This window comes from Halothiobacillus neapolitanus c2 (genome assembly GCF_000024765.1).
Classification (GTDB): domain Bacteria; phylum Pseudomonadota; class Gammaproteobacteria; order Halothiobacillales; family Halothiobacillaceae; genus Halothiobacillus; species Halothiobacillus neapolitanus.
This window is the reverse complement of record NC_013422.1, coordinates 1,788,429-1,810,041: the sequence shown is the minus strand read 5'-3', so window position 1 is coordinate 1,810,041 and position 21,613 is coordinate 1,788,429. Positions and strand designations below refer to the sequence as shown.

General features: G+C 52.9%; 24 protein-coding genes. 2 read left to right on the top strand and 22 right to left on the bottom strand.

Features of this window, described 5'->3' with window-relative positions; all coding sequences use genetic code 11:
- Positions 1-21 precede the first annotated feature (21 nt).
- A complete protein-coding gene (locus HNEAP_RS08390; RefSeq protein ID WP_012824541.1) occupies positions 22-840 on the top strand; it encodes a TatD family hydrolase in 819 nt (272 codons plus the stop codon).
- Here the strand turns inward: HNEAP_RS08390 and HNEAP_RS08385 are convergent.
- The 6 genes from HNEAP_RS08385 to HNEAP_RS08360 form a co-directional block, all read right to left on the bottom strand.
- The gene (locus tag HNEAP_RS08385) at positions 802-3,678 is read right to left on the bottom strand and encodes an EAL domain-containing protein (RefSeq protein ID WP_012824540.1); all 2,877 of its coding nucleotides are present in this window, start codon (positions 3,676-3,678) and stop codon (positions 802-804) included. The genes HNEAP_RS08390 and HNEAP_RS08385 overlap by 39 nt on opposite strands.
- 493 nt (positions 3,679-4,171) lie before the next feature.
- Complete coding sequence (gene folE2 / locus HNEAP_RS08380; protein ID WP_012824539.1) at positions 4,172-4,963, bottom strand: GTP cyclohydrolase FolE2; 792 nt, start codon at positions 4,961-4,963, stop codon at positions 4,172-4,174.
- Between the two features lie 76 nt (positions 4,964-5,039).
- Positions 5,040-5,498, bottom strand: coding sequence for a 6-carboxytetrahydropterin synthase QueD (gene queD, locus HNEAP_RS08375; RefSeq protein ID WP_012824538.1), 459 nt, complete (start codon positions 5,496-5,498; stop codon positions 5,040-5,042).
- Positions 5,495-7,426, bottom strand: coding sequence for a 1-deoxy-D-xylulose-5-phosphate synthase (gene dxs / locus HNEAP_RS08370; protein ID WP_012824537.1), 1,932 nt, complete (start codon positions 7,424-7,426; stop codon positions 5,495-5,497). Before dxs ends, queD begins: the two co-directional genes overlap by 4 nt.
- Positions 7,426-8,355, bottom strand: a complete 930-nt coding sequence (locus tag HNEAP_RS08365) for a polyprenyl synthetase family protein (RefSeq protein WP_012824536.1) — start codon at positions 8,353-8,355, stop codon at positions 7,426-7,428. Before HNEAP_RS08365 ends, dxs begins: the two co-directional genes overlap by 1 nt.
- The gene (locus HNEAP_RS08360; protein ID WP_012824535.1) at positions 8,348-8,677 is read right to left on the bottom strand and encodes an exodeoxyribonuclease VII small subunit; all 330 of its coding nucleotides are present in this window, start codon (positions 8,675-8,677) and stop codon (positions 8,348-8,350) included. The genes HNEAP_RS08365 and HNEAP_RS08360 overlap by 8 nt, the downstream gene beginning before the upstream one ends.
- Positions 8,678-8,915: 238 nt before the next feature.
- On the opposite strand from HNEAP_RS08360, the gene HNEAP_RS08355 reads away from it, so the two are divergent.
- Complete coding sequence (locus tag HNEAP_RS08355) at positions 8,916-10,325, top strand: amino acid permease (protein WP_012824534.1); 1,410 nt, start codon at positions 8,916-8,918, stop codon at positions 10,323-10,325.
- A gap of 22 nt (positions 10,326-10,347) precedes the next feature.
- Here HNEAP_RS08355 and HNEAP_RS08350 read toward each other — a convergent pair whose 3' ends face one another.
- From HNEAP_RS08350 to HNEAP_RS08280, 16 genes are all read right to left on the bottom strand, one after another.
- Positions 10,348-10,833, bottom strand: a complete 486-nt coding sequence (locus tag HNEAP_RS08350; RefSeq protein ID WP_012824533.1) for a low molecular weight protein-tyrosine-phosphatase — start codon at positions 10,831-10,833, stop codon at positions 10,348-10,350.
- 84 nt (positions 10,834-10,917) lie between these two features.
- On the bottom strand, positions 10,918-12,075 hold the full coding sequence (locus HNEAP_RS08345; RefSeq protein ID WP_012824532.1) for a tyrosine-type recombinase/integrase: 1,158 nt from the start codon (positions 12,073-12,075) through the stop codon (positions 10,918-10,920).
- On the bottom strand, positions 12,059-12,274 hold the full coding sequence (locus HNEAP_RS08340; protein WP_012824531.1) for an excisionase: 216 nt from the start codon (positions 12,272-12,274) through the stop codon (positions 12,059-12,061). The genes HNEAP_RS08345 and HNEAP_RS08340 overlap by 17 nt, the downstream gene beginning before the upstream one ends.
- On the bottom strand, positions 12,271-12,552 hold the full coding sequence (locus HNEAP_RS08335; protein ID WP_012824530.1) for a helix-turn-helix transcriptional regulator: 282 nt from the start codon (positions 12,550-12,552) through the stop codon (positions 12,271-12,273). Before HNEAP_RS08335 ends, HNEAP_RS08340 begins: the two co-directional genes overlap by 4 nt.
- A 140-nt stretch (positions 12,553-12,692) precedes the next feature.
- On the bottom strand, positions 12,693-12,791 hold the full coding sequence (locus tag HNEAP_RS12870; RefSeq protein ID WP_166636005.1) for a helix-turn-helix domain-containing protein: 99 nt from the start codon (positions 12,789-12,791) through the stop codon (positions 12,693-12,695).
- A gap of 67 nt (positions 12,792-12,858) precedes the next feature.
- Entirely contained in the window at positions 12,859-13,896 is a 1,038-nt protein-coding gene (locus HNEAP_RS12310) for a ParB/RepB/Spo0J family partition protein (protein WP_012824529.1), read from the bottom strand.
- A 1-nt stretch (position 13,897) separates the two neighbouring features.
- Entirely contained in the window at positions 13,898-14,701 is an 804-nt protein-coding gene (locus tag HNEAP_RS12305) for a ParA family protein (protein ID WP_012824528.1), read from the bottom strand.
- Complete coding sequence (locus HNEAP_RS08320) at positions 14,698-15,051, bottom strand: hypothetical protein (protein ID WP_012824527.1); 354 nt, start codon at positions 15,049-15,051, stop codon at positions 14,698-14,700. Before HNEAP_RS08320 ends, HNEAP_RS12305 begins: the two co-directional genes overlap by 4 nt.
- Positions 15,048-16,367 (bottom strand): TraB/TrbI/VirB10 family type IV secretion system protein, encoded by a 1,320-nt coding sequence (locus HNEAP_RS12300; RefSeq protein WP_012824526.1) that lies wholly within the window; start codon positions 16,365-16,367, stop codon positions 15,048-15,050. Before HNEAP_RS12300 ends, HNEAP_RS08320 begins: the two co-directional genes overlap by 4 nt.
- Before the next feature lie 3 nt (positions 16,368-16,370).
- A complete protein-coding gene (trbG, locus tag HNEAP_RS08310; protein ID WP_012824525.1) occupies positions 16,371-17,387 on the bottom strand; it encodes a P-type conjugative transfer protein TrbG in 1,017 nt (338 codons plus the stop codon).
- A gap of 14 nt (positions 17,388-17,401) precedes the next feature.
- On the bottom strand, positions 17,402-18,091 hold the full coding sequence (locus HNEAP_RS08305) for a VirB8/TrbF family protein (RefSeq protein WP_012824524.1): 690 nt from the start codon (positions 18,089-18,091) through the stop codon (positions 17,402-17,404).
- Between the two features lie 124 nt (positions 18,092-18,215).
- Positions 18,216-18,554 carry a darcynin family protein gene (locus tag HNEAP_RS08300; RefSeq protein WP_012824523.1) on the bottom strand — a complete coding sequence of 113 codons (339 nt, stop codon included), beginning with the start codon at positions 18,552-18,554 and terminating at the stop codon, positions 18,216-18,218.
- A 91-nt stretch (positions 18,555-18,645) separates the two neighbouring features.
- Positions 18,646-19,125 (bottom strand): GNAT family N-acetyltransferase, encoded by a 480-nt coding sequence (locus HNEAP_RS08295; protein ID WP_012824522.1) that lies wholly within the window; start codon positions 19,123-19,125, stop codon positions 18,646-18,648.
- Between the two features lie 22 nt (positions 19,126-19,147).
- Complete coding sequence (locus tag HNEAP_RS08290) at positions 19,148-19,756, bottom strand: transglutaminase-like domain-containing protein (protein WP_012824521.1); 609 nt, start codon at positions 19,754-19,756, stop codon at positions 19,148-19,150.
- Between the two features lie 82 nt (positions 19,757-19,838).
- Positions 19,839-21,128: a hypothetical protein gene (locus HNEAP_RS08285; RefSeq protein WP_012824520.1), complete on the bottom strand. Its 1,290-nt coding sequence runs from the start codon at positions 21,126-21,128 to the stop codon at positions 19,839-19,841.
- Positions 21,129-21,200: 72 nt separating this feature from the next.
- Entirely contained in the window at positions 21,201-21,557 is a 357-nt protein-coding gene (locus HNEAP_RS08280; RefSeq protein WP_012824519.1) for a hypothetical protein, read from the bottom strand.
- Positions 21,558-21,613: the final 56 nt, after the last annotated feature.

Below are 21,613 nucleotides of genomic sequence, written 5' to 3'. Positions count from 1 at the left end.
CGATATCAGGGCTGGTATGTAATGTTCGATACACATTGTCACCTTGACGATCTGGTTGCGCGTCTGCCATTGCCCGACGTGGTGGCACGAATGCGGCAGGCAGGTGTCGATGGCGTGATATCCGTGGGTGTCGCTCCTGATCAATGGAAAGAGCAAAGCGAAGTAGCGCAGAAGGCCGAGAACCTTGGGGTGCCGGTTGGTCTGGCGTATGGCGTGCATCCTTGGTGGGCTGATCGGGTCGAATCGAGCACCGCGTTGAAGGCTTTAGCGAGCTGGATTGAACAGGAAGGCGACCGGGTGCTGGCCATCGGCGAGATCGGGTTGGATTTTGCGCCCAAGATGCCCGATGCGACGCGCCAACATGAGTTGTTTATCGGGCAGATCAACATTGCTTTGCAGCAGCAATTGCCCGTGATTTTGCACGAGCGCAAATCAGCCGATCAATTGCTGGCGGTCATTCGCCGCCATCCCGCGCTTCGAGGAGTCGTGCACGGCTTTACCGGCTCATTACAGCAGGCCCATCAGTTGATTGAACAGGGGTTCTATCTCGGGGTCGGCACGGCCATCACCCATCCGCGCGCCACGCGTGTGCGGGCCATGTTAAGCGCACTGCCCGTCGAGGCATTGTTGCTCGAATCAGATGCGCCAAACCAGCCCGGACATACGCATCAAGGCGAACTGAATGAACCCGCCTTTATCGTCGAACAGCTCGATGTGCTCGCAGAACTGTTCGCAATGGACGTACCTACGCTCGCAGAACAATTGGATGCCAATGCGAAGACTGTGTTTGGCAACCGTCTGTTATCGGGTACGTTGAGTCCCCCTCAACCACGCGATTAAATCTAACTCTGTCAGAGGTTTGCTGAACAGATAGCCCTGAAACGCCTTACCGCCCATGGAAATTAATCGTTCACACTGGTTTTGTGTTTCCACACCCTCGGCAATAATCGCCAGATGCATGTGAATGCCAATGGCATAAATACTTGCCAGAAGTGGCTGTTCATCATCTGTTTTTTCCAACTCATCAATGAATGACTTATCAATTTTTAGCTGATCTAGGGGGATATCTTTGAGGTAGGAAAGCGACGAATACCCTGTGCCGAAATCATCCAGTGATATTTTGAATCCCAGATGGCGCAGTTGTTCGAGTTTGGCGATGCTTTCATATCGATTGTGCAAAAGAGTGGATTCAGTCACTTCGAGCATGATGCGCTTGGGATCAAGCGGGTACTGTTCCACGATCTGTTTGATTTCATTTACAAAGTTCGTGCTGATGAGTTGCCACGGGCTAACATTCACTGCCATGTGACCTTGGAAGGGAATGCCGTTTTCGTGCCACCGACTGAGATCTTTGCACGCCTGCTCAAGTACCCATAGACCGATGGGATGGATCAGGCCGGTTTCTTCGGCAATGGGGATGAACTCATCGGGCGAGACGACGCCCAGTTCTGGGTGATGCCAGCGCAACAGCGCTTCGACACCGATACAACAACCGTCTATATTCACTTGAGGTTGGTAGTTAAGGCTTAATTCGTTGTTGCCAACAGCAGCGCGCAAACCTTCTTCCAGCTTGAGTCGAGTAGTCGCTGCAATCTGCAGGCTTGGATTAAACAACTGAACGTTATTGCGTCCGTGTTTTTTAGCCTTGTATAAGGCCATATCGGCATGGCGCAGAATATCGAGTTCGGTTTCATTCTCTTGCGGAAAAACAACGACTCCAATACTGGCGCCCACCGAAAAATCGCGCCCATTTACCGATAGTGGCGCTTTGAGTGCATCCAGAATATGTTTTGCCGTTTTACTAGCCAGCTGCTCTGCCGTATCGATCACGGTGGTGTCGAGCAACATCAATGCGACAAATTCATCCCCGCCAAAGCGCGCAAGTAGCGTTTTTTCATCCGTTGCTTCTTTGGTTCGGATGGCAACGGCTTTGAGTACGTCGTCGCCAACATCGTGCCCAAGGGCGTCATTGATGGTCTTGAAATGATCGAGATCGATAAGTAAAAGTGCCCCGAGATGCATGGACGATCGGGCTTCGGCGAGGGTCTGGCTCAGCCGTTGGTGAAAGAGGGCACGGTTGCTTAAACCGGTCAGGTAGTCTTCATAAGCTAGCTGGCGGATATGTTGATCTGCCTTGATTTGTTGGACTTCGGCCCCCGCACGTGCAACAAAAATTGCCAGAATATCGGGATTTATTTTCGAGAGATTAGCAGGCGATCGATTCAACAGAACAAGCAGGCCGGTCGGTTCGTTTTTGTTGTCGCATAACATCGCGCATCGATAATGTTGAATGCCGATTTGTGCCAGAAGATCTGGAACTGGGCAAACCGCTGGCGCGTCGGAAACATCCGCGAGTTGCTGATTAGGATTCAGACAATTGAATTTCGCATCAAAGGGGTAGTTCCGAAGGTTTTCCTGCAGCGTTCCGCCAGAGTACAAGGCCAGTGTGGTTAATTTTTGTGGGTCCGTTTCATCCAAGGCACCAATGAATGCGGCATCGACATGAAATAACTCAACAAGACTGACAACCATTTGCTGAAAGAACTGCTGATCCGATGGCGAAGCGACACCCGCAGCGATTTTATGAATGGCCGTTTCAACCTGCTGCTCTTCGGTGACGTCTTCATGCACCAGAATGATATGGGATACCGAACCGTTCTCATCTCTGATCGGGCCGATCTTTGTTTGAATCCAACGTGTTGCATTTGAATGGTACTCGGCGTTCGGCTCGGGGGTTTCCCATCGAAGCGGAGGGATATCGACTGACTCACCGGCAAAACCACGGTGGATAAAAGGCATCAGCCCTTGACGGAGCACATAATGGTCTCTGCTGATGGGGCCTTGATCAAAGTCGTTGGCGATTAACCCTCGCATTTTTTGCCATGCTGGGTTAGTGAGCTCTATGTTCCCGTGGACTGAAACCAACTGAATCCCGAACGATGACTGTTCAATCAGTGTTCGAAAACGCTTTTCCGAGGATTGGAGCCGATGATTCTTATTAATGGATAAGGCTATGCTCATAGCCAGGACCATGCCGATAAACCCGACGGGACCCGGTAGTATCCAGTCCAAGATGGACAAGCGAATCAAAATCCCGATGATCGTGGCAATGAATGAGAGCGTAAATGCCAAGAACAAGATCAAATCTACCCAGCGGCACTTGTGTCGATAGTGGCGCCAAAATGCATAAAGACAGTAGATGTAGATGAGCACTACGACGGTGGCTGCAACATAACTCAAAGAACCACTGGTCCCGATACCGTCGGTATAAGTTTCTCCCCAGGGCATCTGCTTTGAGCTTATCCCTGAAAACAGGTTGTATTGAAGGCTGTACGGTTGCCAGAGATTGGCGATAGCCAAGGAAAGCGACGCTAGGCTCAGGACCCAGTGCCATAGCGTCTTCCGTTGGGTATAGATCGCGGCGAACCAAGGGAGAAGTGCCCCGATAAGCAGGCCAGCAGATAGATTGGCCTTGAGCGCCCAGATGAAATCCGATTCAGTGGTGGCCTGCATCATCAAAATTTGAAAAAACGCAAACGGGATGATCAATGCCGTGATGCCGGCAAAAATGAATTGCACTTTATCTATCGGGTTTTCCAAGGCGGAAGTGGCATGCTGCACGGTCGCATACGCCATCAATCCGGCGGTGAAAATCAAAATAAGAGTTTCGAGCGGCATTCCTGAGCGTCTCTTGGGTATCTCACAATTTGCGGGCAATTCAAGCCTGAAATGATCCTTTGTAAATCCGTTACTGGAGCATGTGTATCGATACTAAGTGAAAAGATCGAAGATGCACATTGATTTATTTCGGCGTGCTCAGGGGCATTTCTTCGTGTAAATGCCGGCTTAGGAGGGCATCTGTTGTACAGGCGAGAGGCTTGTACATGGCGGCACGTAGCTTTGCGCCACGCACGCTTTGATTTACTCTTGATATTCCTTTTTTGAATTAAAAAACAATGGCTTGAGATGAATATTTTTGTACTGTGCGTACATGCCACCCCTTAACAAATGGCTGATACTGGGGTACCTCGAAAAACCCGTCATTCCCGCGTAGGCGGGAATCCAGCGCCTTGATTTTTCTGGGTTCCCGCTTTCGCGGGAACGACGAATCACGGGTTTTTCGAGGTGCCTACTGGTCTTTTAATGCCCTGTTATATGAGCCGTATCTGGCTTATGAGCCAAGCCGGTCAATAACAGCCCAGGCTGAATGGTTGTGAATCGACTCGAAGTTTTCGACGGTGACGCGATAGCCGTCAATGCCGGGGTAATCGGCTAAGGTGCCTGCCACGTCGCGGATCATGTCTTCGACGAATTTAGGGTGATCAAAGGCGTATTCGGTGATGTATTTTTCATCTGGGCGTTTAAGCAAGCCCCAAAGCGCACAGGAGCCTTGATCTTCAATTTTGCCGATTAAATCGACAATTGAGAGGGACGCGTCGGTGACGCGGGCCGTGACAGTCACGTGCGAGCGCTGGTTGTGTGCGCCGTAGCTGGAGATTTCTTTGGAGCAGGGGCACAGACTGGTGACGGGCACAACGAGTTCGAGTTGGGTTTCGATTTGACCCTGGTCGTCAAGGTGAGCGCTGAGGCTTAGTTGGTAGTCCATCAGGGCTTTCTGGCCGCTGACGGGGGCGGATTTTTCCACGAAAAAGGGCATGGCAAATAGCACATCGGCGGTTTGCGCGTGCAGCAATTCGGCCATGCGGCGCGTCCAGTCGGGCAGGGTGGCCAGCGATAAAACCAGCGGCTCGGCATTCAGCAGCGCGACAAAGCGGGACATGTGTGTGCCCTTTTTATCGGCGGGCAGGGCGACGGTCAGTTCGCACTCGGCTATCGTTGCCTGACGATGATCGCCATCAACGATGGTGAGCGGATGCTTGATGGCCTTGATGCCCACACGGTCGATCTCGATATTGCGTGGATCGAATGAAGATTGCACATCAGGCATGGCGCTCTGGGTCATGAGAGAAGATTCCTGTTAGATTCGTCGAATGAGGACTTAAAGTTGAAGGTTTGCAACGGTGTGGAACGCAGCCGGTTCAGGCGCGATAGGTGACGGCGGAATAATCGTTTTCCCATACCGTAATAGCGCTCACGCGGGCATTGGGCTGGTTGAGCATCCGGCCCAGTTCCACAAAGAACCAGACGGCAATGTGTTCGGCGGTCGGGTTGATGCGATCAAATGGTTCGATCTGGTTCAGGAACTGGTGATCCAAGGTTTTGGCCGCCGCACGCGCGGCTTTTTTCATGGCCTTGAAGTCGATGACCATCCCGACATCATCGAGCTTTTGCCCGGTGACTTCGACAATGATTTTCCAGTTATGGCCATGCAATCGCGCGCAATTGCCCTCGTAGCCATGCAATTGATGGGCAGCGGCAAAATCCACGGTTACGCTCAAACAGAATTGTCCGTTTGATGCGGCCAACTGTTTGTTTAAGCGATCTAAAATGGGCTCAAGCGCGCTTGATGCATCGGCTTGCGGGGCAATGGTGTTCATGCGGGCAGTACCTGCCGTAAAAAGTCGGTCATCGTACTGTTTAGACTACGTTCGTCAAGTCCGCAATCGGCAAGGCATTCTGTGCGGGTGCCGTGTTCGATGAATGTGTCGGGCAGCGCGATGTGTTTGACTGGCTTGAACAGGCCCAATTCGCTCGTGTGCGCAATCATGCTGGCGCCGATGCTGCTCAGTTTGCTGCCTTCTTCAATGATCATCCAGGCGGCATGTTCATGAATCAGCGGCAGCAGGGCCGGCCAGTCGATGGGTTTGGCCCAACGCAGGTCAACCACGGTGGCCGCCAGATCGGCGCTGGCGTTTAATGCCGCTTGCACCTTGGAACCCAATGCGATGACCAGCAAGCTCTGATGGGGATCTTCGGCCCGTCGCCGGACGCGCAGACCCAGCGGTGTGCGCGCGGCTTCGCCACCCAGATCGGACGGGCACTCACCGCGAGGATAACGCACCAGTACGGGTGAATCGGCCGCAATGCCCCAATCCAGTACGGCATGAAGATCGGCGGCATCGGCGGGTACGGCGATTTTCAGATTCGGCACGGCCTGCCCGAAGGCAAGGTCGAAACTTCCTGCATGGGTTGCGCCATCCGGCCCGACCAATCCGGCCCGATCTACGGCGAACAATACCGGCAGATTTTGCAATGCGATATCGTGAATCATCTGATCCCAAGCGCGCTGCAAGAAGGTGGAGTAAATGGCGACGACAGGGCGCAGGCCTTCTGCCGCAAGGCCCCCCGCGAAGGTGACGGCGTGTTGCTCGGCAATGCCGACATCGAAGCAGCGCTGCGGGTGACGTGCTGCAAAGCCGGCAAGACCCGAGCCTTCGATCATGGCGGGCGTGATCACGACGACCGACGGATTGCCGCCTTGGGTGTCGAGCCAGTCGCCAAAGGCCATGGTCCAGGTTTTGGGTGGCGGTGTTTTTTGAGCCGTGCTCTGGCTGACGGATTGCGGTTCGAGCTTGATAACTTTTTCCGGATCGAATTTTCCGACGCCGTGATAGCGAACCGGATCGAGTTCCGCCGGGTTGAATCCTCGGCCTTTTTGGGTGACAACGTGCAGCAAGCGCGGTCCAGTCTGGCGCCGCAGGTTCTCCAGCGTGTCGACGAGCAGTGGCAGGTCGTGGCCGTCGATGGGGCCGAAGTAGGCAAAGCCCAATTCTTCGAACAGGCTGGTGACGCCCAGCAAGTGTTTCATGCCATCGCGCAAGCCGACGCGCGTGGTATTGAGGATTTCACCCAAGGGGCCGGTTTGAGACAGCAGGTTCTGCCCACCCTGACGCAATTTGTTCACGACCGGATTGCTGCGAAGTCGGGTGAGGTGCTGATTGAGCGCGCCGACGTTCCTTGAGATGCTCATCTCATTGTCGTTAAGCACCACCAGCAGATTCGCCTTCATGTCGCCCGCGTGGTTAAGGGCTTCGAAGGCCTGCCCGGCCGTGAGTGCGCCATCGCCGATCACCGCGACGGCATGGTGGTCTTCGCCGCGCAATTTGGCCGCCACTGCCATGCCGAGCGCGGCGCTGATCGAGGTGCTGGAATGCCCGGCGCCAAAGGGATCGAAATCACTTTCCACCCGGCGTGTGAAACCGGATATGCCATCCCGCGTCCGAAGCCCGGACATGGCTTCGCGGCGCCCGGTAAGCATCTTGTGTCCATAGCTCTGGTGACCGACATCCCAGATCAGTCGATCATCGGGCGTGTTGAATACGTAATGCAGCGCGATGGTCAGTTCGACGACGCCGAGATTGGCCGCCAGATGTCCCCCTGTTTGTGCAACGCGCTCGATCAGTTCGGCACGCAATTGGGTGGCGAGCTGGACAAGTTGTCGCTTCGGCAAGCGGCGCAGGTCGGCCGGTTGATCGATCAGATCGAGCAAGTTGAAATCGGTCGGATGGTTGGGAGTGGGGCTCATCAATGGTCCCGCATCAAAACAAAGCGGGCGCAGGCGCGCAGGCCACAGGCACGTGTGCCCATGGGTTCAAGGGCATTGAGCGCTTCACTCATGGTGGCGTTCAGATGGATGCGTGCTGCGTCCAGCCCCAGCACCGTCACGTATGAGTATTTGTGGTCGGCCGCATCTTTGCCGGGTGTTTTGCCGAGTTGTTCGGCGGTGCCGGTGGCGTCAAGGATGTCGTCCTGGATCTGGAAGGCGAGTCCAAGCGGGCGAATGAACGCTTCCAGCGCTGCGCGATCTTCGGCTGAGCTTTGATTAGCGCCCATCATCAATGCGGCATACAGCAAGGCGCCGGTTTTCAGTTCGTGCATCCGGGTGAGTTCCGCCAATGCCGGAATCTGCGCAGGCGGGTTCAAATCGAGCTGCTGGCCGAACACCATCCGGTTCGCACCGGTGCTGAGCAGTGAAACCCAGTTCAGACGGGTCTTAACATCGGTTTGTGGTGCATCTGCAAGCAGACTGAATGCCAGAGACTGCAATGCATCGCCGGCCAGAATGGCGGTGGCTTCGTCAAACACGCGGTGGACGGTGGGTTTGCCCCGGCGCAAATCGTCATTGTCCATGCTTGGCAGGTCGTCATGGATGAGCGAGTAGCCGTGGATCAACTCAATGGCGACGGCAGCATTCCATAACTGTTCTAGCCGGGGATCGTTCGGGTCGGGTAGGCTGCCGGGTGTGCTATCCAGACTGGCGCCCAGAACGACCAAAATCGGCCGCAGCCGTTTACCACCGTCGATGACCGCGTGCCCGATGGCATCTTTCAACCGCTGCGGGGATTCGCCCAGCATGTTGCCCAGCCGCTGTTTTAGGCGGATATCGAACGCAGTCTGAAAGTCGCTCTGCCAAGATTGGAATGTGACAGTGTCGATCGTGAGGTGATCAAACATCGAAGAAGGCATCGGCTGGCGGCAGGTCGGGCTGCGTTTTTGGGCTGTCTTTTTTGCCGTTTTTCTTCGGTGATTCTTCCTCGTCGGACTCCATGAGTGCTTCAATGCGCTGTTCTGCGGCCTTGAGCGCCTGTTCGCACTGTCGGGCCAGAAGGGCTCCGCGCTCATAATCGGCCAAGGATTGCTCCAGTGTGGTCTCGCCTTGTTCCAGCCGAGCCACGATCTGTTCCAGCTCGCTCATGCTGCGCTCGTATTGCGCGATCACATCCGGATTCCCGGCTTCAATCGCATGCGCAGTGGTCGAGGATTTGCGGACGGCCATGGGAATCTCGCTGCTGATCGGTGGAAAATGGCCGATGATTATAGCCGTCAACAGGGTGAACGTTAAGGCGCAACTGATTAATCCCCTGATTGTTATAGGGCAATCATCGCGTGGTGGGCGGGACAAAATTGAACCAATTCATCATTTTTCGGGCTAGAATCGGATGAAACAGGGATTGTCGTCAGATGGTCATCTTTTAACTCAATGGTCATTTTTGATTTAAGGAACCCGCCGCCTTATGAATTTATTCCGAACCAAACCTGCCAACCCTGCCGCCTTTTGTGACACCGGTCTGAAACGTTGCCTGGGTGCGTTCGATCTGACGTTCATGGGCATTGGCGCAATTATCGGTACCGGTATATTTGTGCTTACGGGGATTGCGGCCGCGGTCTATTCCGGTCCGGCCGTGATTATCTCCTTCATTTTTGCGGGCTTGGCCAGTGCTTTCGCTGCGTTGGCTTATGCTGAACTGGCCGCTTCGGTGGGCGGGTCGGGCAGTGCTTACGGGTACAGTTACGCGGCCTTCGGCGAGATTATCGCGTGGATGGTCGGTTGGGATTTGATTTTGGAATATGCCGTTTCGGTCGCGGCAGTGGCCAATGGTTGGTCGGGGTATTTCGAGAATGCGCTGACGGCGATCGGATTGGGTTTGCCCGCCGCGCTCACCAAGGCGCCATCGATGGGCGGCATGATCAACTTGCCCGCGTCGCTGATTATTCTCATGTTGATGGTTCTGCTCATTATCGGCGTGCGGGAATCGGCGCGTGTCAATGTGGCCATGGTGTTCGTGAAGCTGCTGACCATTACCGTGTTCATCGCGGTGGCCGGGTTCAATGTGCATCCGGAGAACTGGACGCCCTTCATCCCGTTCGGCTGGTTCGAGCACGGTGCCGATGGTCGTCCGATCGGTATTCTGGCTGGTGCCTCCATCGTGTTTTTCGCCTACGTAGGCTTCGATGCCGTATCGACGGCGGTAGAGGAATCGCGCAATCCTCAACGTGATGTGCCCATCGGCATTATCGCTTCACTGATTATCTGTACGCTCATTTATATCGTGGTTTCGGGGTTGCTCACCGGTGTTGTGTCGTACACCAAGCTCAACGTTTCTTCGCCTGTAGCCTATTCGCTCCAAATACTAGGTTACAACTGGGCTTCTGCGCTGGTCGCGACCGGTGTGATTACCGGCCTGACCACGGTGATGCTGGTGCTGTATTACGCATTGACGCGGATTATTTTTGCCATGTCCCGAGATGGACTACTTACCAGCAAGTTGGCGCGTGTCCATCCCGTTAGACAAACACCCGTGCGAATCATCGTGATTTGTGGCGTGGTGATTTCACTCGTTGCCGGTCTGGTGCCATTGGGTGAATTGGCCGAATTGGTGAATATCGGCACGCTGGCCGCATTTGTGCTCGTCAGTCTCGGTGTGATTGTTTTGCGGCTGCGTCAGCCCGATCTGCCGCGTCCGTTCAAGAATCCCTTTGGTTACACCCTGCCCATTTTGGGCATCCTTTCCTGCGGGGCCTTGATGATGTTCCTGCCCGTTGTGACCTGGATCCGTTTCCTCGGCTGGCTGGCTATCGGCATGGTGATTTATTTCGCCTATTCCTATCGCCACTCACACCTTGGGGCAAAGCCCAAGGCCTGATTCCGGCATATTTCCAGTCGGCTCAGCGTCCGCCCGATTGGTGGCGTATCGTCTGAATCAATCCGTCGCAGGCCGCCTCGACCATATCGAGTACCTGCTCAAAGCCATTTGCGCCACCGTAGTACGGGTCGGGCACTTCGCTCAGCCCGTAATCGGGCGCAAACGACATGAATAACTGGGGCTTGTCCCGCAAATGGCTTGGGGCCAACTGTTTGAGAATCGAAAGATTTTCGTGATCCATTGCCAAGACATAATCGAACTGTTCGATATCGCCCGCGCTGACCTGGCGCGCGCGCAGCACATCCATACGATAGCCTCGCTCGGCTGCAACGGTTGTCGAGCGCCGATCCGGCGGGTTGCCAATGTGGAAGGCGTGCGTTCCGGCTGAGTCAATCACGACCGCATCCATTAAATCGGCGTCCTCAATGTATTTTCGGAAAACGGCCTCCGCTGTCGGAGAGCGGCAAATATTGCCCATGCATACGAATAAAATGGATGTTTTTTTCATATAAATCAATATTTTGTGTTGTATTCTCTGCTTCTGAAAACGCATGAAAACACGCGTTTTCAATCTATTTGAATCAATAGCTTATCACGGTGTTTTGAACACATCAGTCGAAAGTTTCACCCATTCTGAGCCACGAATGTCCCGATAAGTATCGGTGGTTCTGGCGTCTTTATGCCCAGCTAGTGCTTGAGCAAAATCTTTGCCGTGTCGTGCAGTGTGTAGCCGCAACGATAGGCTTCGCAGTTCATGGAAACTTGGTGGTTCTTTATCCTGCCGCCATAGAGGAGTCTCAGATCGTCGAGCGGCTTCATCCCGCATATCCGCGAAGCGGCGAGTGATTGTGTCGCGCCAAATTTGGGAGCCTGCCGGGCTGTTGCCGTGGGGATTGGTTTGATGAATAAGCCAGCGGCTGGCGATATGATCTCGGCAGGCATCAATGGCGTCCCCTAAGGTCATGCCAATTTCAGGCATGGCGAGGGTGAGCGGAATAGCCAGCCGCGCGCCGGTTTTTTGCTGAGTGACATACAGACTATCGCTTTCCACCCATCCGCTGGCCGCGTCACGCTTGCGGAACTGGAGGCTGGCAATGTCTTCTCGGCGCTGAGCTGTGATGAGTGCTAACTCAATGCTACGCGCGATCCATTGATCTTTCTGTTCCCGCGCGACACATATAATGGCTCGTGCCGCCTCAAGACTAAGGCGGTCGCGTTTGACGATGGTTGTAGGGGCGCGGATGGGTTCGATGGGGTTTCTATCGACCCAACCAGCGGCAATGGCCGCATTAAAACAGTCGAGCAGCCAGCTTCGCCATGCAATGGCTGATCTGGTTTTGTCCTGTTCTGTGAATGTATCCAGCCATTCGGCCCAGTGGCGAGTTTCGTGCAGACGGACGAATGGTTCGGCTCCGAATTGCTGCTCCATGGTTTTAATGCGCCATTTATGTTGGCGCATCGTATTGTCAGCAAGGTTCCTGCGCTTCAGGACTTCTGCGTATTTGTTCAGCCAGTCACTGAATGTTTCACCCAGTGCTTGGGCATGCAATCGGTTGATGAGGCGTTGCTCGGCTCGTTGTTCAAAGGTGCGATTGGCTTCTATCGCTTGATCGCGCGCCTCCCCCCGACTGATCCGTCCAAGCGTGTAGGTTTTCCCATTTTCCGGATTGCGGTAGACGAAGTAACCCGCACGCGGTTCGTAAAGATTCGCGGGAAGATCGTTTTTTTTGCGGCTACGCGGTCTCGCCAAGGATGCGCTCGATGAGTCTGGGATGGGAGTTGGCATTGTTGACATGCTCTGCATTGGGTTGCAAGTAGTAAGTTCGACCAATTTTCTTTGGTGATGGCTTGATGCGTCCTTGGCGGCACCAAGCCCGTGCCGTATTAATGGTCGGCTGATGTTCGCCGAATGTTTGCTCGAGCCAAACAGGCAGGGGGATGAGTTTCATCGCAATTCCTCCGGTATTTCTTGGCCTTTGTCATTGATGCGCCGTAAACTTTGTAGCCACTTAGCGACATCTTCCGTGCGCCATCGGATCGTTTTCTTGTCCGGGTTTTCGTTAAAGGGGGCGGGCTCGCAAAACGCCCCTGTTTTGATGAGCATGCGCATCGTATCCATCGATGTGTTCAGAAGATGGGCGATGGCGTGCGCTTCCAGCAAATACGGAATCAGCCCATCTTCTGTTTGAAAATGTTTACGTCGCAGATCGTTGATTGGTTCATCCATGCTCAATGACTCTGATTGGCTTGCGTCTGGCCTTCATTGGTTCGGTAATACTCGACCCATCGGTCAAGATCGCGTCGATCATAACGAGGCTGAGAGCCAAATTTCACATAAACAGGACCAACCACGCCCGTGGTTTTGCCCTAGCGCATCCGCTTCAAGAATTCCTTACTGATATTGAGATAATTGGCCGCTTCTTCGGTGGTCAGTAACCGTGAAGTGGGCAAGGCCAGGGTATTCATGGTGTGCTCCTTATGGCTGTTTGTTGTATTAACAGGTTCAAGATGACACACCCTCTGGGATTTCGATTTATCCCGCCGAACCCCAATCCGACAGTTCAGCAATCAACTCTGGTGGAGCTTTTAGGGTAATAGAAGTAAGGCCATCGAGGATGCTGGGGTTATCTTCATAAAGGGCTGAAAACTGCGCTGGCGTGAGCGTCAAGCTGCCTGCGCCCTTGGCCTTGGTGGTGTTCTCTTCCCCACAAAACTCTGATGTCTGGCTTTCGTCATGGTTTGTCGTGTTGATTGAATCGTCAGACTCCCATCCATCGGCGCACTCGCCTTGCAATTCGATTCCTGCATCGGGAACCGAACCAAGATCATCGGTATTCGGTGAATGACTGGAATCAGCATCCGGTTCATCCATCGGGCGCTCGTTCACAGTGGGTGCTGCCGTTTGCGGTTTTTCTCTTTGCGCAGTTAAATCTTGGTGGGTAAGCGCCGTTTGATTGTCTTTTGCTTGAGCCACCAGTTCGGCTTGAGTGTCGGGGTCAAGTGCAGAGAACAATGCCGCGTGTTCAGCGCTGGTGATAATGCCCTCTTCAGCCAGTTGCAGAATTTCTGGGTTTTTAACCAGCAGCATTAAGCGGGAAATCTGGGCATCGTTGCGATTGAGCAATTTTCCCAACTCGCGCCCGGTGATTTTGTATTCGCGCTTGAGGGTGTTAATCACCTTGGCCAACTCGATGTCCATGAGATTTTCTCGGTTTTCATTGGCCACCACCTGCGCCAACAGAACCCGCGCTTGCGCCTGCTTGCTGAACACCACCGGCACATCCTTGAGTCCGGCCATCTTGGCCGCCCGCCATCGGCGCTCCCCATCGACCATGATGATTAACCCCGCCTCCTCGCGCACGAGGATGGGCTGCAATAGATCCATTTGTCGAATAGAAGCGGCGAGGTTTTCGAGCTTTTCTTCATCGAACAAGCGGCGGGGTTGTTCCGGGTCTGACTTGATGAGATCAATGTCTATCCGCTGAATGCCTTCATAATTTACGCCCGATGAGGCAGTTGAATCCGCCCCATCCATCATGGCCTCGCCGAGAAAATCAAGAACGGAAGCCATCTCACGCCACCTCGGTTACGGTACTTGGATGAACGCGATCAGTTAGCCCAATAGCAATGGGTAAATCACGCCATAACGCCGCGTAATCCGCATCTACCTTATCTTTCTTCAGGTGCCAAATGGGCAGGCGCGAGCTGTAGGCCGTGCTGACCACGGCTTGGCGAGCGGTGAGCACGGTATCGATCATCCCTGGTACAGCGGCCTTCATCTGCTTCACTGCGTTACGCTGATCCGCAATGCGGCTATCAACGCGATTCAGCAGCACCTTCGCCTCAAATCCATCCACTAATAGCCCCTTGGCGCTGGCTGCTTTGATCATGTCGCGCACGCGCGTCCAGCCCGCCACGGCTTTTTCTTCCGGCTCGATGACGGTGATGAGCCGATCTGCCCACAACACAGCGGCAAGTTGGCGCAACTGCATGGCCGGTGGGGTGTCGATCACGATGAAGTCATAGGGTAGGGCGCGGACATAATCCCGCACCCCCATCGCATCACCCGTGGTGCGCTCCCCCTCATCGATGCGTGATAAAGCATTGTGGCCAAACAAAAGATCAACACCCAGCGGCGTGGTTAAAGGTGAGATGCCGGTTTTAAGCTTTTCAAGATCAAACAGCAATTCAGCGCCACCATTAGGGCGGCGATTGATGGCCGTATCGCCGGTTAAGTGCGTGCTGGCCTGGCCCTGACCATCCAAATCAACGAGCAAGGTTTTATACCCCCGTTCCGCCAAGCCGCAGGCGAGGTGAACCGAGACTGTTGTTTTACCCACGCCGCCTTTTTGGTTCGTTACCGTAATAATGTTCATATTCTGTTCCTCGTGGTGATTAATCGACCGCGCGCATCGGCCTCGATAAGCGCCGCTTCAATAAATACCGACAGAGATACGCCCAAGTGCTGGCAAAGCTTCGTAACCTCTTGATGCTGTTGCGCACGCAAACGCACACTGGTTGTAAACAAATCAATGTCGCCACTGTGATCGCGCGGGAACAGGGTTAATTGATAGGCGCGATCGTCCTGCAAAATGAATTGCAATGCGGTATCCACTACCCGCGCCACATCACCCCGCCGGGCGGTGTATTGACGCAAAATGCGTTCCCCCAAGGGTGATAAACGCAGGGAAACATGCTTGAGTTCAGAGGTATCGATTCCGGTCATTGATACGCTCCCGGAAAAACAACATCCTTATCAACCATCACCGAAAAGCGATAGCCTTGCCGGATGACAATGGTCGGCTGGATGGCCAGATTCTTTTGCGAAATAGAAACGCCCAATTGGCCAATTTGTTGCCCCACGGCTGCGCCAATGGTTTGTCCCGTTCCCTGCACGCCATTGTTGTTGTTGGTTTGCGGCTGTGAAAGCTGAATCCCGGCGCTGAAAATCGAAGTCATCAAGGCGCCGGTGAACAGTCGCCAATAATGGTTGTCCACCTGACCTTCAAAGCCTGCCGAACCTGTTTTATCCACGCCGCCCATGCCGCCGATTTCAAGGGTTGAGCCATTGGGGAAAATGACCCGCTGCCAAGCCACCAATAAACGGTTCTGGCCATAACTGACCTGCGAGTCATACTGACCAAAGAGCTTTGCCCCCTTGGGAATGAGCAAGTGATTGCCCGTGGCGGTATCAAACACATTTTCAGAAACCTGGCCGATTATTTCGCCGGGTAAATCGCTGTTCAAACCGGTTACCAACACGGCAGGAATAACGGTGCCGGAATTGATTTCAAAAGGTGATTGAGCAGGCTTAACCGAAGCGGCCAGAGTTGGTGTGGCGATTTCAGCCTTGGCGGCCTGCAAAAAGGCTTTTTTGTCCTTTTGATCGCCTTGGGTGCCCTGACCGGCGGCATTACCCAATAGGCTGCTCGGATTGAATCCAGAACCACTTGCCGCCAATCCAAGCCCAGAAACTTGCCCCAACGACCCACGATTGATGGACGGTTCATCCATTGGCGCACCACCATTGGCATCCCGAAATGATTTGGTTTTGGTTGCTGCATCCATGGCTTGTTGTAAGCGCTGGAGCCGCTCATCGGCCAAACGCTGAGCCGCTTGTTCCGCAGGGGTTAAGGGTTTGGGTTGCTCATTTGATGGTGTTGCATGGCTTAAATCAGGAGCGGTCGCTTGATTGGTTGTTGGTTTGGCATTTGGCTTGTCACTAGCCGCCGACCCACTATGCTGATCTGAAGCGGTAGGTAGGCTCGGCGCAACCAGGCGCGCGGCCTTTTGGTTGATACTTTCTGCCACATCCATCGCTGATTCGACCGTTTTTGGCTTATCGGCAGAGGCCAAAGTTGGTTCATCTCCCCGAGAGAAAATGTTGTAAATGACCACGCCGCCCGCCAAGGCGACTGGGATGGCGAGCAACAAAGCGGCGCGTTTGGATACGCGGATTCCCAGCTTTGGCTCGGTTTTGGTAGTCAGAGGTTTTCCGCTTGAAGACAAGCCCGCGGGCTCGACAGTAGGTGTCTTGCTCATGGCTTAATCCTCATAATCCAGAAACCAATTTTTGTCCGATTTGGCTTTCTCGATAACACGATGGTCATGATGCGTGATCGTGATACGGGATTGATCGTCGCCTACGCCTGCAATCAGCGCGGCCTGATGAAACAATCGATCGACGATAAAATAACCATCACGCAGGCGGTAATTCACGAGTTGATCCTTGCCATCCTGCCCGACGATAAACAGAGCAGGTGCTTCCTGCATATCCGTTGGCATCTGGATAAATACCTTCTGACCATCGTTGAAAATGCGTACCGGCACCATGCCCATACCCTTCACGCTTTTAACCGTGTAATTGAAGTCGAGCTGATCGACAGAAACGGCAGGCTTATCTACAACAACAGCGGCTTTCTTGGCTTGCTGCGCTTGATACGCCGCCCATTGCTTGGCTTGCGTATCTGGGTAGGTGAAGCCAATGCTGGTCACATAATTCTTCTTGTCGGAAACCAAGCGCAGGTAATAAGTTCTCCGATTGGTGGGGATCACCATATTGGTGTCCAGCCCAACATCGGTGGGTTTAACAATCACATGCGTGATTTTGTCAGCCCCTTCACCGGAAACGGCGGGTGCCACTTGCCAACGCACGGTATCGCCCATTTGCGGCGCCCCATTAATCACCTCGCCGGGCTCAAGGCTAATGTCGCAAATCCGCAGCGGAGCACAGGTGATGGTGGGCACGCTTTGACCGTACACAAAAGTGACTTGCCCGTTATTACCTTGAGCTGGAATGGCCTTGGGGTTTTGCAAAAACCGCTCACTCATCGTGCTGGCCATCACGGCGGGGTGAGGGATTGGAATCGGGGTGAGGTTTAAGTGTCTCGGCATCGCCACCGTATTCGCCTGAGATGGTCGTGTCTCAGCGCCGCCGTGCTCAATCGCGGGCACGACTGGTTCGGCGAACGCCACCGAAGTGACGGACAAGGCAATGCCGATAGCCACAGCCCTTGCGAGTGGCGATAACATGCGGCCGCGAATCAAAATGGGTTTATTCATTGTGCGTTCCTCAATCAAAGAATTTGGGTGATGGAAATATCAGTCACAAACAGCCCAATGGGATTCAGGCGAATCAATTGCTCGTTGGTGATGGGGGAAAGTTGGGTGGTCAGCGTGGCGCGGTAGCGCTTTTTAGAGAGCAACATGCCATTGGGCGAGCGGGCGGTTTCGCGGAAATCGACCTGCCACGATTTGGATGAAATCGGCAGAATGCTCTCAACATCAACTGAAATGGTTTCCGTCGCCGAGCGGGAAAAAGGCGATTGGTCTTTGAACCAACCCGAAATAACGGTGGTGGATGCCGCACCCGAAGGAAGCATGGAATACACCCGATCAATGGCCGCCTTCTCGGCCTGTTGATCGGAAATCACCCCGCGTAAATCGGTAATGAATCGCCCGATGAGCGAACGAATCACGCGCGGATCAGTGGCTGAAGCCCGGTCGGCAATACCGGCTGCCACAGCGCTGCCATGCTGATCGACCGCCACCACATAGGGAATGAATTTGCTTTGCGCGCCGATATAGATGACACCAGCCACTGCCATAACTGCCGTGATCCCGGATAACACTGCCACAATGCGCCAGTTTTTGGCCTGCGACACATAATCGCCATAGCGCTCATTCCATTCCCGACGCGCGGAAATATACGGATTGAGCTGTTCATGCGCCGATGGAGCATCGGCGGGTTTGGATTGCTTGTTCAAGATAGAGCCCTCTGTTCACTGGATGCGATACCAGTGTGTCAGGGGCTTGGGGAATTCGATTTAGTGTTGCTTCACTGTCACAATCCGCCCGCGCAGCGGGTGGGCGGTCGGGTTGAGCGCGAGGTTAGGCCTTAAGTCGATTTTCATACTCAACATAACCATCTGCGTATGCGGGGAAGATATTCACAATTGTAAAATACCCCTTTGAAATTAGCTCTGAATCTCGGAATTCTTCAAAAAAGAAATAGAATTGGCGCGGATCATCACATGAAAACATTTCAATATCGGATACAAATCCACAAAATGCCTCGGCATCAAAATGCGTGTGATGAACATTTGGATGTTCTTGCAGAATTGGAAAAATTTTTGCCTGAGTTAGCTCATTTCGCTCTGGACGAGAAAGAGCCAGCCAACTAATTTCGGCCTTTAGGTGTACGAAAACGGTAAAAGCATGTTGATTCATAGGGGTTTCCCATGTGGCGCCTAACGTTTGAATTCAGCGGACTGCGCGGCTTTTTGCGCAGGTCCGGTGGAATGACGGGTTGGGCCATTCATCACAGGGAGACCTTCAGTTTGCGGCCACCACTTATGGCGAAACCCTCACGCTCATAAAACGCCAAGGTTCTATCGAACTGCGGCAGCGGCGGCGTTGTTACCTCCAACCGTTTCCAGCCACGTGCCGCGCCGAAAGACTTTGCTTGGGACACTAGACGGAGACCCAGCCCATTTGTGCGGTAATCTGGGCGAACGTAAAGCTCCGGTATGGTGCCGAAAGTGCCTTCAGCGTAGAGAGCATAGCTTTCATAAAGGGCAATAAACCCTGCCGGATTCCCACTCACGCCACGAGCGACAAATACAAAATACTTCTCACGGTTGAGGAAGTCCTGGAGTCTAGATGTCGTTTCGACAAGGTCGAAGTTAAACGCCTGAACACCAATGGCATTCATGATTTCAGCCAGCAACTCGCCAACCATTACAGCGACCTCTTGCGCGTCGTCGGTAATCGCCCTTTGGATCGTGAAGTTCGAGCTCATATCATGGGGTCCAACGCTGCAATCACGCGCTCGTCGCGTGCATTGCCTTGTTAGCCAAAGCCAGCTGAATATCCGGAAGATTATCTGCCACCTCCTTATAGGCACTTCTTTTTAGAAGCACCTCAAGAACAGGCCCAATAGGGCTTGCCCATATCTCTGGCAAATCAGCCTCTCCATCTGAGATTATTGGGAATGCCAACCGTTCAACCGGAGGACAGAAATCAGCCGAGACCCCTTCTTTGTTTCCTCTGGCATCAATCCGATACCAACCATGATCTTCTAAATACACGGCATTTAACCCATGCAGGCAAAATGGCGGCTTGTCATTGCTAATGGTCAACCGCTGATAGCACAGCCCGGCTGGAATACCGTTCGCACGCAGTAATGCCGCAAGTAGATGACTCTTCGCATAGCAGTAACCTGTTCCGTGCTCCAGAACATCAGAGGCTTTACATGTAACAGGATCACGCTCGTAGTCCCAGCTATGCTCGATTCTGTCTCGGACAAATAGAAAGCACTTCTCGGCAATCACCTCGACACAATCAGCACCATCAGCCAGTGATTTTGCCTTGGCCAACACTGCTGGTGTCTTCCAGTCTATGTACTCCGTTGACTCTAAATATTGGTGCACGATCTAAATTTCCCATTATGGCTAACGACAAAGCTCACCCGACGAAAACCGTGTAGCGGTTTTTGGTCGGGTAAGCGCCTTGTTATAAGCGACTTGCATACAATATATCCGTGAAGGAGTTCTGAACGATATTCCAAACACCATCAGACTCAGTTCTGATCAATGCATTGTTTTCAGTATCTTGATAAATAGCTCGAACAGAAGCATGTTTGAAAATTGGCTCATTTTCCCTCTCAAACGTTAACTCTACTTCAACATGCGATACAGCCGCCGCCTGATCTTCAATAGAAAGCACTTTGAAGGATATGGGCACCCAGCTTCCGAAATCCTCCCTAGCTCTTCCCGATTTCTTTCCTATTGAATCGTCGGTGAAATATAAAAGTGATTTCGCTATCAAACCATATCTTTTGGCTATCCAGTTTTCTATAAACTCTGCCACAGCTCTCTCAGGTGTTCCTGATGGCAGGTGACTTGCTTCACCTGTATGAGGTAAATATGGAATTTCATGATTGTTGCGTGGCTTCCATTCCTCCAATAGCTTTTTCTGACGATTATTTTCGGCTAATTGAGCGAATATTTCTGACCATGACTTTTCTTCTTTTGGCTTAGGTATTTTTTTGCTATCCGCTAATGCGACAGCCCAATCTCTAGCCGCAAATAGAGCTGCCCAGACTTTTGCTGCTACGAGCTTGTTATCAAAGGCAAGCTCCCTTCCGTGTAGTATTCCATGCCTGAAGGGAATGGAAATACTTTCATCATTTGTCTTGTTTCGTCCCTTCGTCATGAGCAAAACCAATGATTGCAGCCCAGATTCATGTGCTGCAATACAATCCCAAGCAGTTACGTCTGTTGATTCAGCAAAAAAACCAACATGATTTGAAACATCATTTACGAGCCCATCTAGCATACTCAGAAGTAGAGGAATGCAAGCATGATGACGACCTGCCAGGTAATCCACCCTTGCAAGTTCAGCGAGGCGGATTCGACGACGAAACTCTGGGCTACTATTAAACCAGCGTATGCCCCATTCTAAACAATCTGCATCATAAGAGTCGGCCAGGTATTGTTCCGCTGCATCCTTTCCATCGGTGTCGTAAATTTTTATTGCTTCCTGCATTACTTCTATATTCATTGATTCATATGCGATGAATCCCAGGTTCGCAAAACGTTCATTGAACCGATCAGGCACCTTCAGTATTTCTGCTTGTTCCTTAATCTTCTTGAATTCAGTGAAGGCCTGTTCCATGCCAGGGAACAGGCTGCGAGCGATCGGAAAAGCCTTGTATAGAGCCTCCAAGCTTTCAAACGCTTCAAATTGCTTTATCAACTCGGCACTTGTCGGATTGTCGATGATTTTCTTTGACTTACTCACAGATTTTCCTTGAGCTTATAATGCCGTAGTTAAGCGGCGCGCGGCTTTTCACGCGCCCGCTTGGACGAGCTGTTAGACTCGGCCGATTTCACGGAGAGTTTGCGCACCGCTTGGCGTTAATTTTAATTGACCATCTTGATCCGGAAATATAAACCCGAATTGCTGCATCTTGTTGAGAACTTCACCGGGGACCTCTTTGCCTTCAACCCAATCAGCAAGCGCAAGTATCACAGGCGAAATCTTTGGCTTTGGCGGCGCTGGCTTATAGTTTGCGACGTCAGGCAGCTCATCAATTAGCGGTTTTATCTGGCGAGCGACGTACACGGCAGGTTCGAGCGGTAATGAATTGCCGCCTGGATCGACAACCTGAACACTATAAATCGTTCCGTTACTCAACTGCTGTGTGTATAAGCCGGTATAGCTACTCATCTGGTTTCTCCGTGACACTGATGATTGGGGTCTAACGTCTGAATTCAGCGAGCGGA